Source organism: Pseudomonas sp. RGM 3321 (genome assembly GCF_022836805.1).
Taxonomy (GTDB): domain Bacteria; phylum Pseudomonadota; class Gammaproteobacteria; order Pseudomonadales; family Pseudomonadaceae; genus Aquipseudomonas.
In genome coordinates this window covers 34,462-47,910 of the sequence record NZ_JALHBH010000105.1, presented here as the reverse complement: position 1 = coordinate 47,910, position 13,449 = coordinate 34,462, and the positions used below count along the sequence as shown (strand labels likewise).

Sequence of the window (13,449 nt, the reverse complement as noted above, 5' to 3'; positions counted from 1 at the left end):
ATCGTCGCATGTTCTGCTGACCGGAAGCCCCGGTCAACAGGTCTTAAGCCCGACAATGATCTATCTGGAAAGCAGCACGTCAACCAGCTCATCCGCCCCTCTTGAGATACCTGCCTGCGCCGCCGATAGACGTCCGAAGGTCGAGCTGATGTCATAGACCTTTGGATACTGCCGGGTGACATAGGACTCCAGCAGTTGCGAGGTGGACGCATCGTAGATCTCGACGGCGTAACTGACAGACCCGGTAAACGTACCCTTACGGTCGCGGGCAGCCTGAACCAGGTTGTAGGAGCCCATGCCGATGTCGAATCTGGAAAACGTAGACAGCCCGGCTACCGTGGTTTCGGCCCCTGTCAGTGTGAGACGAATCCTCAAGGTCCCACGCCCGGGCGTCGCCGTGAATCGAAAGTGCCTGCCTAGCGCCTCTGAGAACTTGACCGTCATATCGTTGGCCAGGGTTATTCTGTCTGTGCGCTCCAGACCTGAAAACTGAGCATCCGTCCCCGAGTAAATCACCACGGGTTCAAGCATGATCTGATCGTATTTGTTCCAGTTGGGTGCGGCAGTGTATTTAAACGGTATGCGTCCTGTGCTGTCCTGCTCGTTGGGGCGCATTTCAAGCGAGGACTCAATGCCTGAATAAGGCGACGGGTCGTGACTGGCACACCCCGTGACCAGAAAACCCAGTAACAAAAGCCCGGCCCACTTCATCTGCTTAACGTCACGCATGTAGAATTCTCCCACTCGATCCGGTCATTGACATTTCAAACGTTCACCATCCATCAGGCACGCTTACAGGCAGCGCGCTTGAGCAGCATTGTTTGTATTGAGGCGTTCTCTTTTTCCTGGTGCGGGCTATGCACACCCGGCCATACCGCATTGCACGGCATTCAATGGTTCACCATCAGACTGCTCTGAAAGGCGCTGCCGAACAGCTCTGTGCATTTGTCTGCAGTGCATTCAGCAATCAGAACTGTACCGGCGTGTGTAGTTTTAGACCGATGTCGACTGCTCGTCAACCTAAAATGTACACACCGGTATACTTTTGAAGGGTTTGGGTAGTCAGCTTCTGGCAGTGATACGCGGTGAGGTAACTGCCAGCGACGCGAATCGTGTGCATTGCTTCATCAGCAGACAAGTGACGGGCCTGAATAAAGGAAGTAAAAGGCTGTGAGGACGCATGTTCAAGCTCTGGAACGGGTCATGCACGATGTTCATGCTTCTCCAGGCAATCATTCCAGACCTCGCGAATCAGTACTTTGAGCCACAGTGCTTCGCTCCAGCGATCTGAAATATCGCGTCCGTCACGTCCTGTTATTGCATAAGGGGGTGGGCCCAATTCGCAAGTGAAAGACAGGCTTGCCGGTTTATGAGGGCGGGCCAGCCAATCCTCGATTCCATAACGCCACCAGCCCAAAAACCGCTCAAGCCAGGGTCGATGCCGGGCAAAGCCCAGAGGCACCTGAACGTGCTCGCCATTGGCTACGCGGCCGTGAAACCCCCAACTGTGGCGCAGGATATTGTGAATCTGCTCGTCGTCTTCGGCTACAGCGGACTCTGGCAACTCACGCCCCACCACGTAATGAGACAAGTCGGCCAACAGCTTGAGATCAGGCATCTGTGCCAGCAGATCGAGGGTAAACAACAGATCACTGGTGAGGCGGTATCGATGGGTTTCCAGCAGAATCGGAAAATCCACCTGCTCGGCGAGACGCTGCCAGCCCTCGACCAGAGTCATCGCCTGAGCCAGCTTACGCGGCCGCACATCCGCCTGCAGGGTGAGGTGATGGCAACCGTAGCGGCAAGCGATGTCGAGCGCTCTGGCAAGATCGTCCACCGTCTGCGGAAACAACTGCCCTTCAATCTGCAAACCGCGCGCCTTTGCCGCAGCATGCAGGTAGGCGACAGCGGGTGCCTGCGAGTAATGGTCGGTGATCCCGTCGAAGCCGGCGGCGGCGATCCTGTCCAGCTGCGCTTCGATGGAAAGATCACATTGGCCGCGATGATCCTGCATGGCCCACAGCGACTGAAATACCAGAAACCGAGCCATGTCATGACCTCAGCATTTGTTTAAGCGAGCAGTCGGGATCGTTGAGCGCTGCAAGGCTTAGCGGAGTGTTGGCAGCGATCAATCGTTCACACAGCTTTATATCCCTGGCAACACTATTGCCCAGTGCCAGGCCACAGGCACCTCGCAGGCGCCGATCCGCATCAAGGTAGAACAGCAGTCGCCCACCGCACGCCAGGCTGCGGCTGGCTGAAGGCGGGGTGTGTGCAATGACGCCAACGGTCTGCACGCTCTGGTCATACTGATCAGACCAGAAGCCGGGAACGCCCTCGAATGCAAGCTCGTGCCCCAGTAGATTCAACGCGGCGTGGCGCCCCTGTGCTTCGGCGTTATGCCAGGTTTCCTGACGCTGGTAGGCCCCGTCAGGGTATAACCGAAACTCACACACATCCCCGGCGGCAAAGATGTCCGGGGCGCTGGTGCGCAGCATAGTGTCAACACGTATCCCCTGCCCAACTTCGAGGCCGGCCGCTGCTGCAAGCTCACTGTTAGGCTGCATGCCAATTCCGACCACCAGCACGTCGCAAGGCACTCTCTGACCGTCGACCAACTGCACCGACTCGGCTCGCTGACTGCCTTGCACGCCTTCGAGCACCACATTCAGCCGCACATCGACGCCGTGCTGCCGATGCAACGCCAGAAGGTCCCGGGATACCTCCTCAGGCAGGACCCGCCCGGCCAATCGAGGTCCGGCTTCCAGCAACGTCACCTGGCAACCCAGGGCCACCGCCGTTGCTGCAACTTCAAGGCCGATAAACCCGGCACCGATGATCACCAGCCGTGCACCGTGGATCAAAGCACCACGCAGCGCCAACGCCTCATCGTGAGTGCGCAGGTAGAAAACATTGCTCAGGTGCCCGGGTATCTGTGACAAGCGACGCGCCCTGCCTCCGGTCGCCAACAATAATCTGTCATAAGGCAAACGCTCGCCGTTAGCCAGCTGCAGACGATGATGCTGTGGCTCCAGACGCATTACCGGATTGCACGCCAGATGTTCGATGCCAAGCCCGGCAAGTCCGGATTCCTCGCACAGGCTGCAACCGCTCAGTTCCACAGTCCCCTGCAGCACGCCCTTGGACAACGGCGGCCGCTCATATGGAAGGTGCGGCTCGTCGCCGATCAGTATCAGCCGGCCGTCGTAACCCTGTTCGCGCAAGGTCAGCGCCGCACGGCCACCGGCATGGCCCGCGCCAACGATAACAAGTGGAGCATTCATGGCATGTACTCCTGGCATTCATTCACTGACCGCAAGCAAAACCCGGCCGCCCTCTATGCGGACGGCAAAGGTCTTCAGATTGACGCAGACAGGTGCCCCGAGGGCTTTGCCGTTGCGATAGTCGAAGCGACCGTTATGCTTGGGGCATTCGATGACGTGGTCCGTCACCAGACCGTCGGCCAGGTGAATCCTTTCATGGGTGCACAGGCCCGCCGTAGCGAAAAACTCGTTGTCGGCGGAACGGTAAACGGCATAGGTGTGCGGGCCGTGGTCGAAGCGAATGACGTCTTCTTCCTGTATGTCGCCCACGGCGCATACATCAATCCATGGATTGTTCATGGCGCTCTCTCTCGTTCGGGAACAATCGGAAGGTGTCAGCCGAGTGTGGCTTCAGCCTGTGGGTGTGCAGTGGCGGGTGCTGAACAATTTGCCACAGGACGCTTGATGAAATAGCTCGGGTCGCGACGTTGCCTGAGCAGAGTTGGAATAATCTCCTTGAACGCTTCACTCATATTGGCGTACGGCGGCGGGCAGTCGTGGCGAATCTCTTCATGCAGTTGCGCCAGCGCATGGTAGGGCACCATTGGATACATATGGTGTTCAAGGTGGTAGTTCATGTTCATGTACAGAAAGCGCAATACCCGGTTCATATAGATGGTGCGGCAGTTGCTGCGATGGTCGAGCACGTCTTCTGCCAGTCCTACGTGCTGGGTAAGGCCGAACAGATAAGACAGCCAGCCGCCGTATAGCGTAGGTAAGCCCACGTACATCAGGGGCAGCCAGCTCTGCAGATAAAGTGCAGCGCCAACGACTCCGGCATAAATCACGATCCAGATACGCGCGGCAAGAAACACCTTGGGCCATTCGGCTACCGGAATGAAATCCTTTTCCTGCTCGCTCATGTGGCCGACAGCATGCCGACATACACCACCGAGTGTTTTGATCAACAAGGGAATCTGAAAAAGGCTCAAGAGCATCATCACCAGACTAGGTGGCCGTGGCTCGACGATCTCCGGATCACGGCCAACCACGATAGTGTCGGTGTGGTGCCGCGCATGGCTCCAGCGCCACACATGGGGCTCGAACATGCACATAAAGCTGGCCACCTGATACAACCCGTCATTCATCCATCGGGTTTTGAAGGCGGTGCCGTGGCCGGTCTCATGCCAGCGCGGGTTGGATGCCGTGGCATAGAGCACACCGTAGGCCAGAAAAAACGGCACACAGGCCCAGGAGCCCCAGAACCAGTAGCCGCTAAAACCGGTCACCAGCAGCGCCAGCAGCCAGATAGCAGTGTCGAGCAATGCAGGAGCGTCACGGCGCTGCATCAGTTGTTTCATGCGTTGGCGAGGGATGGGCGACTGGTACCAATCGGCAGATACGAGGCCTTTTTCCGCTGCGCGCGCAGCTTCGGGGCCGGTCAGGCGATAGTCGCGCTGACAGGCTGTATTGTATTGAGGCATTGTTATTGTTCTCCGCAAGTGTGGGGTTTTCAGGAACCTTGCGTCAGAAAATATAGAGAGCGTACTCCCCCCTCTCAAGGCCTTGAATACATTCCCTATCAAGCTATCATCCAGTATCTGCGGGGCTTGATAGTTTTCTATCAAGACGCACCAAGGGCTCACCATGAATAACAACAAGCGCCCCACCATCGCGACCGTTGCCGCGCAGGCGGGCTTGAGTGTCGCCACTGTCGATCGCGTCCTGAACGCCCGCGCCCCGGTCAACCCCGCCACTGCGGAGCAAGTGCTCAAGGCCGCAGAGGCGGTGGGTTACTTCGCAGCGCGTCTGATTGGACAACGCATTCAGGAGCGACGCCCCACCTACCGATTCGGCATACTGCTGCTGGGCACCGCCCAAGCGTTCTACGCCAACCTCGCTCACGCTATCGCCGAGGCTGCGCAGCGCCGTGTCGCCGCCAATCTGACCTGCCAGTTCGACTATGTTTTTGATCGCAGCCCAGGCGCTATCGTTACCCAGCTCGAGCATCTGGCGGTGCAATGCGACGGCCTCGCAGTCGTCAGCTTCGCCCACCCGCTGATCAACGCTGCCCTTGAGCAGATTCGTCAGGCCGGTGTACCGGTGATAGCGCTGCTTTCAGACATTCATGAGAAGGCCGATGAGCCCTATGTTGGCCAGAACAATTATCAGGTCGGACGCACCATGGGATGGCTGCTGGCCCGCACCTGCGGCGCACGCGAAGGCAGTATCGGCATCTTGCTCGGTGGCCATCGTTTTCTTGGCCATCAGGCACGGGTCGAGGGACTGCAAAGTTACCTGGCCGAACATGCACCGGGTTTACGGCCACTGGAGCCGTTGATCAACCTCGACAACTGTGACATCACCGAAGAGGCGAGCCTCGACCTGCTGGCCCGCCATGACGAGCTGCGCGGGCTGTGCGTGGTGGGCGGCGGTGGCGATGGAATCATCAACGCGCTGTCGCAATTGCCCAGGCGTCCGCCACTGTGCTGCATCGTGCAGGAGTCCACCGAACTGTCGCGCCTTGCACTCGCGCGGGGGCTGGTTGATGCAGTAATCGATTCCCAGCCACGTCAGATTGCCGAGGCACTGATGGACCTGCTGATCGAGCTGCAGACCACGGACATATTCGATCCGATCAGGCATCGGGTACATGTCCCGTTACACATCGTGACCTCGGAGAATGCCACCGTCTGACCGGGTCAGAGCCCTCGAAAATCCCCGGCGCTCAAACCAAACCGACTCATCTTGTTGTACAGCCCGCCCCGGGAGACGTTCAGCTGTCGGGCAGCAAGGCGGATGTTGCCTCGTGTGTTTTCGAGCGCTGCAATGATCGCGTGCATTTCGTGGGTGCCAAGGTCCTGAGCCGCCAAGGGCGCTGGCAACCGGGTGGCTGCAACGGGGCCGGTACGCTGTCTGATTTCAAGGGGTAAATCGCCTGGCTGGATTAGCTCGCCCATGGCCAGGTTGGTCGCACGTTCAATGGTGTTTTCCAGCTCTCGTACATTGCCCGGCCAGCCATAGGCAGCCAGCAATTCCAGCGCCTGCGCGGAAACCCCCTGCACTGGCTTGCGCAATGACCGGGCACAACGATCAAGAAAATGCTGGGCCAGCAGCGTAATATCTTCACGACGCATACGCAGCGGAGGCACGGTGAGGTTGAGCACGTTGAGCCGGTAATACAGGTCTTCGCGGAAGGCACCCTCGGCCACCGCCTGACTCAGATTACGGTGAGTGGCTGCAATGATGCGCACATCCACCTGCCGCGAGTTTTTCGCCCCGACGCGTGTCACCTCCCCCTCCTGCAATACCCGCAACAGGCTGACCTGAGCATCGAATGACATGTCGCCTATCTCATCGAGAAAGATAGTGCCGCCATCGGCCAGCTCGAACTTGCCCGCGGAGCCACCTCGAGCCGACCCCGTGAATGCGCCCTCGACATGGCCGAACAACTCGCTTTGCACCAGATCTCTGGGGATCGCGCCGCAATTGACGGCCACAAAAGGTCCGCCCCTGCGGTCACTGGCATTGTGGATTGCCTGGGCGAACAACTCCTTGCCAGTGCCGCTCTCACCCAGGATCAACGTGGTGGAGTCGCTGCGACTGGCGATCCGCCCCAGGTGCAATGCATCTTCAATGGCCCGGGAACAGCCCTGAATGGTCTCGAACGTATAGCGGGCCTGAGTGCCGACAATCCGCCGAGTGATTTCCCGAATACGACGGTTCTCTCGCAACGACACCACACGCCCGCCTTGCTCCAACGGACATACCGAAACCAGACAGGACAACTGGCTGAAATCATGCAGTTCGAACGTGCAGTCCAGGTCCCGCAGCCCCTCGCCAATGCGCGTCAGAATCTGTTCGTTCAATTCGCTGTGCCCCAAGCGCTGGAACGGGCTGCCCAGCAAGTCCAGCCCGACTCGAAAAAGCTGCCGGGCATAGCGATTGAGCGCCTTGATACAGCCTCGTTCGTCCAGCACCACCAAGCCTTCGTTGAGCACTTCAAGCACGGTTTGCTGTTCTTCCAGCAACGTCTGTAACGCCATTTGCCGTGAGACGGCCTCGGCTGCCGCCTGAACAGTGCCCAGGGTGTGAAAATGGAACCAGCCAGGCTCAGCGGTCAGGGTCAGCATCGCCAGGGTCTGACCTTGAGCATTGCGAATGGGTGCTGCTGCACAATGCATCCGTCGCTGACGCAGGCTTGTGCCGAAATTTTCTTCAGCCAGCACATACATCAGAGAATCCTCAGCCAGCGCCAACCCTGTGCAATTAGTGCCCTGCACCGCTTCCAGCAAGCGGGTGCCTACCGGTGTCAGATCCAGTCCGCAGAAATACAGAGTGGTGCCCTCCGCGTCGGTGAGGTTGATATGGCCTCTCGGGTTATAGGCGAGCAAGCCATGCATGACCTGAGCGGCTGCGGCAATCAACACCCGATTGGCCGCCAGGGTCGCCGCGAGCGTCTGAGGGTCGACGAACCGGTATTCGCTGTCTGCAGAGTCGACACCTCCTGCGATGCTGCGGCTCCACGAATCCCATATGACCTTCCTGACCGTCGCGGGACGCTCGACAAGCCCATCCAGACGCGCTCGCCAGGCCTGTTCCAGTTCGGGTACAGGGCCATTGTTCAGCGCCGCAGTCCCCAGCGCTGCGAGGTAGTCGAGGTCTTGCACGTTGAAGGTCATCGAATGCAGGGACATAACGGTTATCCGTGTTCACATTTTCAACATGTCAGTATAGACATGTCATTTAAATGAACACTCATGGATCATGAATTTTTAAAAAATACCTTATATATCAATAATTTATTTTATGGCACAGGCCTTGCTCTACTCCTGTGCCCAGCACCTGACGGCTGGGCAATAATCGAACAACAATTAAAAAGGGGTTATTCATGAGCAAAAAAATCATCCGCCTGGGTCTGATCGGCGCAGGCCGTATGGGCAGTTTCCACGCTCAGACGGCCGCCCATCACATTCCCGGTGCCTGCCTTGCGGCCATTGCTGACCCAACCCCCGGCCAGGCCTCACGTCTGGCCGCAGAACTGGGGATAGATCGGGTGTACAACGACCCTCGGCAATTGCTGGATGATCCCGACATAGACGGCGTACTGATTGCAGCTCCCGCGCGCAGCCATGCGGAACTGGTCATCGGCGCGGCCCGTGCCGGCAAGGGAATCTTTTGCGAAAAACCCATGGCGACTACGCTGGAAGAAGCCGACCGCGCCATCGCTGCCGCCGCCGATGCGCGCGTGCCCTTGCAGGTCGGTTTCAACCGGCGCTTCGCCAGAAGCTTTCGCACAGCCCATCTGAACGTGGTCGAGGGACGCATAGGTACACCGCAACTGCTGCGCTCGATAACGCGCGACCCTGCGTTGAACAACCCGTCTGCCTCACCGCAATGGGTGATCTTTCTCGAAACCCTGATTCACGACTTCGATACCCTGCGTTACCTGAATCCTGGGGCCGAGGCAGTCAGCGTGTTCGTCATAGCCGATGCGCTGATTGCCCCGGACCACAAGCACACTGGATTTCTGGACACCGCAGTGGTGGTGATCCGTTTCGACAACGGTGCCATTGCTACCGCCGAAGCCAGTTTTCAAGCAGTCTACGGTTACGATGTCCGGGGAGAGGTCTTCGGCAGCGCCGGCATGCTGACCATGGGCAATGTCAATGACTCTGACCTGATCCGCTATCTGGCCGACGGCATACAAACCGACACCCGGCGACTGGACACCGATCTGCTGCGAGATGCCTACATTGCTGAACTCAATCATTTTGTCGAGTGCCTGCGTAGCGGGGCGAAACCCATGGCCAGCGGCGAAGATGCACGAGCGGCACTGGCCATCGCCCGCGCCTGCATCGAATCGTTCCAACAAGGCACGCCGGTGATGGTGTCGCGAGGAGTCGGCGCATGAGTTTCATACCGTTCACATTAGCGGTCAGTGCCGAGATGGTGTTTCTGGATTTGCCGTTTACAGAGCGTGTCAGGCGTATCCATGCACTGGGCTTCAGCGCCGAGATATGGGGCTGGACCAACAAGGACATAGGAGCCCTGGCGGCCACAGGTGCTGATTTCACCTCCATGACCGGCTACACCCATGGCAACCTGACCGATACCGACGCAATCGGGCACCTGCTCGACAGCGCTCGCGAATCACTGGCGGTTGCGGCCCGTCTCGATTGCCCGAGCCTGAACCTGCATGGCACGGGCCTGGACGACAAGGGTTTGCCGGTCAAGCCTGTGGCCTGCGTCACTGGACGTATGTGGTTGAGCGCCTGCAAAACGCTGGAAAAACTCGCCCGCCTTGGCGAGGAAGCTGGCCGGGTGTTCTTGCTGGAGAACCTGAACACCCACGTGGATCACCCCGGCACGCCGTTCGCCCGCGCCGAAGACACACTGGCGCTGATAGAAGCCGTGGGCAGTCCGCACCTGAAGATGAACCTGGACCTGTACCACGCGCAGATCGGTGAAGGAAACCTGATCGAACTCATCCAGCGGTCCGGCAGCGCCATCGGAGAAATTCAGGTCGCGGATGTCCCCGGCCGCCAGGAGCCTGGTACGGGTGAAATTCATTACCCGGCGATCGCCAAAGCCCTGTTTGACATGGGCTACACCGGCGTCGTAGGGCTTGAGGGCTGGGCCAGCGGCGACAGTGAAGCGGCGCTCGAACGCTTCAAAAAGGCATTCACGCTGGATTGAAAATGCATTTGGCGCACTCGTTCTTGAGAAGCGCTGGATTTGCGCGGCTTATCTGAATAGCGTCCACTCATAACAACAAAAGGAAACCTGTCATGCCCCTTTGCAAACTGCTTATCGCCACGCTGTTACTGGCCTCCAGCCAATGGGCTACCGCCAGCTATCGCATTGGCGTCACGATCGCCAGGGTTGACGATAACTTCATGACCTATGTGCGCAGCGGCCTGGAAGACGCTGCCAGAAAAGAGAACGTCCAGCTCAAGTTCGAAGACGCTCAAGGCGATGTGGTCCGCCAGATCAATCAGGTCCAGGGTTTTCTGAGCCAGAAAGTGGATGCAGTCATCGTCTTGCCGGTAGACACCGCGGCCACGGCGAATATGACCCGCGCCGCAGTAGAAGCGAAGATGCCACTGGTCTACGTCAACCGTCACCCGGATGAGCGCGTGTTGCCCAAAGGCGTTACGACAGTAGCCTCCAACGATATTGAGGCAGGGCAACTGCAGATGCGCTATCTGGCAGAAAAGATGGGAGGCAAAGGCACTATTGCGCTCATCATGGGCGACCTGGCACAAAACGCCACGCACGACCGCAGCGAAGGAGTCAAACAGGTGCTCAAGGACTATCCCGGAATAAGCATCGTCGAACAGCAATCGGCCGAATGGCAGCGCAATAAAGGCATGGACCTGACCAGTAACTGGTTGCTGGCGGGCAGGTCCTTCGATGCCATCGTGGCCAACAACGACGAGATGGCTATCGGCGCAGCCATGGCACTGCAGCAGGCTGGCAAGGCAAAGGGGGACGTGGCGATTGTGGGGATTGACGGTTTGCCAGACGGGCTGGCGGCAATCAAGCGTGGAATGCTCGCAGCCTCGGTGTTTCAGGACCCAAAGGCCCAGGCAACCATAGCGCTGCAATCGGCGATAAAAATGATCAAAGGCGAACCCGTGGACGCTGAAGTCTGGGTGCCCTTTCAACTCATTACACCCGCACAAGTTGCCGTGTTCGAGCAGCACTATAAACAGTGAGTCGAGCGCACGGCGCGGGACTTTAATGACCAAGGAAAGCTCGCGCCAACCGGTTAGACCTTTTGCAGCCCTGGGGGGGGGGTAGACGACAATCGGTTCTCATCCCAATAAATCCCCTCCATCGGCATACTCCAAGCGCTCCGACTCAACGTTGGGGACCTACGATCCTTAGCCAAGGCCAGCGCGCTTGATAACTTTTCGCCTTCTGATCAAACAGATCTGGCTTGGGATTCTTTGGATTGATACGAAGTAGCCCTTGCCCGATGTCGTCCAAGCCATTGGGAGCATAAATTTCGCCGGTTTCAACATCCAGACCAATGCAGGTACCGGCAATCAGGTAGCGATCAACCCCGTCTTTAGCCGACTGAAGCTGGGGATAATCCCCGCCAAAACGCTGGCTGTACCACAGGTGAACGCGAGCCTGGTTTTTGATCTCAATGTTCACTTCGAGGTCCTGGAAAAGACGCTGAATCGAGCCGATGACCTCATTCTCGGCTTCCCAGGACAGATCATTGTCGAAGTAAAAAACGTCGTAATCCTTCACACCCCAGGCTGACGGCAGTTGAAACTGACGATTCCAGACGGCCTGGAACAGGCAGCCAGCAGTGAGCGGGCATTGATCCAAGCCGAGTGAAGGCAAGCGTGAGATGATTTCCGCGTTTAATGGATTGGCCATTGCTATCCTGGCCAACTTCTCGGTAGTCAACGTCATCTTCATCCTTTTGGAATCAATCCAGTCCTGACGACCGACAGTACACCACAGCCTTGTAAAGCTCTGCCAAGAACAGCGTTTTTTACACTCCAGCTTAGGCCCAGTCGTTGCTATCAGTACGTAAATGGACACGTATAAACAGCGTGCTCCATTTCTTACCAGCCATCAGAAACAGGTCCTATACCTGAGAGGATAAGCGTGCTGCGCTCACCAGGCCGTCCAGCCAGTCCTGATGACCGTTGATCATCGGGTTGGGTTTCGCCTTGGCCAGATCCTCGGCAGGCTTACCTTTTTGTGTTTCCTGCGTGAGGATTCGCACGCGTCCGCCGCAAAGATCTTCAATCAGCCAGGCGTGGTGAACATCCAGCCGCGTGTCCCCCTCACCCGCCCACCCATGCCATGCCATCCGGCCCGGGGAAGTCGGGGTTGGAGGCACGTACTCATTGCATTGGGCCTCGACCGGGAAACCGAATGTTTCGAAGTAGAAATACGCACCGTCTCGCAGATCGGGCCCGGTGTGATCATGAAACTGAACGTTTGCCGAATTGGCGTAGTAAGAGGGCCACTTGTGCGCCTGGCTGAGCAGCGGCCAGATCTGCGCGGCACTCAAACCCGCGATGATGATTTCATTAGAGACAAAGTTCTCGGTAAATCCTGGAAGGTAGCCTTCGGGCCAAATGATCTCGTTCATGACATACAGCACTCGGTTGATGAATTGATGCCATGATGGGTGTAGATTAGAAATAAGACCAATCGTACTATTTTATTCAGAGCATCATGAATCCTGATATCAGAGCGCTCGATCTCAACCTGCTCAAAGCACTGGATGCATTACTTGACGAACGTAGTGTGACGCGCGCCGCGAATCGCCTCTCGCTCACCCAGCCTGCTGTGAGCGGCATGCTTAACAGACTTCGAGAAAGCTTCGACGATCCACTTTTCGTACGAGCCCAGCGGGGTATTGTGCCGACGTTACGCGCCGAGCAACTTGCAATGCCGGTCAAGCAATTGCTGGCCAATATTGAAGGCATGCTTCAACCGCAGAACTTTGATCCGCTGACAGCGAGCATGACGATCAGAATTGCTTCGACCGATTATGCGCTGCGCGCCGCAGCCGTACCCTTTCTGAGCGCTTTAAGGGTACAAGCGCCAAATATTCGGGTCAGCGTGCAACCCGTCGATCATCAAAAACTTCAGAATCAGCTGGACTTGGGTGAAATCGATCTCGCGTTGGTGACCCCTGAAGCAGTCACCCCAGGACTGCATGCGATAGCCCTCTTTGATGAAAGCTACGTGTGCGTCATGCGCTCTGAACATCCAGATGCCATGAATAGCGAGCTTTCACTGGATCAATTCTGCGCTTTGGACCACGTATTGGTCTCACCAGCCGGGGGCGGTTTTCACGGGGTTACGGACGAGGCACTGGAAAAACTTGGGCGATCACGGCGAGTCACGGTGTCGGTCGCCAGCTTTCTGGTACTCCCTGAGATTCTGATGTGCAGCGACCTTATTGCTGTCGTCCCGCGTCGATTAGCGGTACACCAAGTCGGGCTGCGGTCACTGGAGCCGCCTGTTGAAATTCCAGGCTTCAGGAAAACCCTGGTCTGGCATGAACGAACGCATAGTGATGCAGGGCACCGCTGGGTGCGCTCGCTCATGGTTGAAACCATTCGGGCACTCGACTGAAAGCAAACGAATGTCGTCGACGAGGTGGGACCGTAATGGCAGGCAGATGCGGCCATCAGCGATCACT

General features: G+C 57.7%; 13 protein-coding genes and 1 pseudogene. 6 read left to right on the top strand and 8 right to left on the bottom strand.

The window, feature by feature from the left end:
* Positions 1-60: 60 nt before the first annotated feature.
* From RGM3321_RS11025 to RGM3321_RS11005, 5 genes are all read right to left on the bottom strand, one after another.
* Entirely contained in the window at positions 61-729 is a 669-nt protein-coding gene (locus tag RGM3321_RS11025; RefSeq protein WP_244393065.1) for a DUF3313 domain-containing protein, read from the bottom strand.
* 472 nt (positions 730-1,201) lie between these two features.
* Positions 1,202-2,050: a sugar phosphate isomerase/epimerase gene (locus RGM3321_RS11020; protein ID WP_244393064.1), complete on the bottom strand. Its 849-nt coding sequence runs from the start codon at positions 2,048-2,050 to the stop codon at positions 1,202-1,204.
* Between the two features lies 1 nt (position 2,051).
* Positions 2,052-3,284 (bottom strand): FAD-dependent oxidoreductase, encoded by a 1,233-nt coding sequence (locus RGM3321_RS11015; RefSeq protein WP_244393063.1) that lies wholly within the window; start codon positions 3,282-3,284, stop codon positions 2,052-2,054.
* Positions 3,285-3,302: 18 nt separating this feature from the next.
* Entirely contained in the window at positions 3,303-3,623 is a 321-nt protein-coding gene (locus tag RGM3321_RS11010; protein ID WP_244393062.1) for a MocE family 2Fe-2S type ferredoxin, read from the bottom strand.
* A 35-nt stretch (positions 3,624-3,658) separates the two neighbouring features.
* Positions 3,659-4,747: a fatty acid desaturase family protein gene (locus RGM3321_RS11005; RefSeq protein WP_244393061.1), complete on the bottom strand. Its 1,089-nt coding sequence runs from the start codon at positions 4,745-4,747 to the stop codon at positions 3,659-3,661.
* An 86-nt stretch (positions 4,748-4,833) separates the two neighbouring features.
* Between RGM3321_RS11005 and RGM3321_RS11000 the strand changes: the two are divergent.
* Positions 4,834-5,960, top strand: a pseudogene (locus RGM3321_RS11000) (LacI family DNA-binding transcriptional regulator).
* Positions 5,961-5,965: 5 nt separating this feature from the next.
* Here RGM3321_RS11000 and RGM3321_RS10995 read toward each other — a convergent pair.
* Positions 5,966-7,960, bottom strand: coding sequence for a sigma 54-interacting transcriptional regulator (locus RGM3321_RS10995; protein WP_244393060.1), 1,995 nt, complete (start codon positions 7,958-7,960; stop codon positions 5,966-5,968).
* 63 nt (positions 7,961-8,023) lie between these two features.
* Here RGM3321_RS10995 and RGM3321_RS28390 point away from each other — a divergent pair, with 63 nt between their 5' ends.
* The 4 genes from RGM3321_RS28390 (at position 8,024) to RGM3321_RS10980 (ending at position 10,984) form a co-directional block, all read left to right on the top strand.
* Positions 8,024-8,158 (top strand): hypothetical protein, encoded by a 135-nt coding sequence (locus RGM3321_RS28390; protein WP_279613977.1) that lies wholly within the window; start codon positions 8,024-8,026, stop codon positions 8,156-8,158.
* A complete protein-coding gene (locus RGM3321_RS10990; protein ID WP_244393059.1) occupies positions 8,155-9,177 on the top strand; it encodes a Gfo/Idh/MocA family oxidoreductase in 1,023 nt (340 codons plus the stop codon). The genes RGM3321_RS28390 and RGM3321_RS10990 overlap by 4 nt, the downstream gene beginning before the upstream one ends.
* Positions 9,174-9,962: a TIM barrel protein gene (locus RGM3321_RS10985; RefSeq protein WP_244393058.1), complete on the top strand. Its 789-nt coding sequence runs from the start codon at positions 9,174-9,176 to the stop codon at positions 9,960-9,962. The genes RGM3321_RS10990 and RGM3321_RS10985 overlap by 4 nt, the downstream gene beginning before the upstream one ends.
* Before the next feature lie 92 nt (positions 9,963-10,054).
* Positions 10,055-10,984 carry a sugar ABC transporter substrate-binding protein gene (locus RGM3321_RS10980; protein ID WP_244393057.1) on the top strand — a complete coding sequence of 310 codons (930 nt, stop codon included), beginning with the start codon at positions 10,055-10,057 and terminating at the stop codon, positions 10,982-10,984.
* Between the two features lie 145 nt (positions 10,985-11,129).
* Here the strand turns inward: RGM3321_RS10980 and RGM3321_RS10975 are convergent, their stop codons facing one another.
* Positions 11,130-11,696 carry a nucleotidyltransferase family protein gene (locus tag RGM3321_RS10975; protein ID WP_244393056.1) on the bottom strand — a complete coding sequence of 189 codons (567 nt, stop codon included), beginning with the start codon at positions 11,694-11,696 and terminating at the stop codon, positions 11,130-11,132.
* A gap of 178 nt (positions 11,697-11,874) precedes the next feature.
* A complete protein-coding gene (locus RGM3321_RS10970; RefSeq protein ID WP_055008582.1) occupies positions 11,875-12,387 on the bottom strand; it encodes a hypothetical protein in 513 nt (170 codons plus the stop codon).
* 86 nt (positions 12,388-12,473) lie between these two features.
* On the opposite strand from RGM3321_RS10970, the gene RGM3321_RS10965 reads away from it, so the two are divergent.
* Positions 12,474-13,382 carry a LysR family transcriptional regulator gene (locus tag RGM3321_RS10965; RefSeq protein ID WP_244393055.1) on the top strand — a complete coding sequence of 303 codons (909 nt, stop codon included), beginning with the start codon at positions 12,474-12,476 and terminating at the stop codon, positions 13,380-13,382.
* The last annotated feature ends 67 nt before the right edge of the window (positions 13,383-13,449 follow it).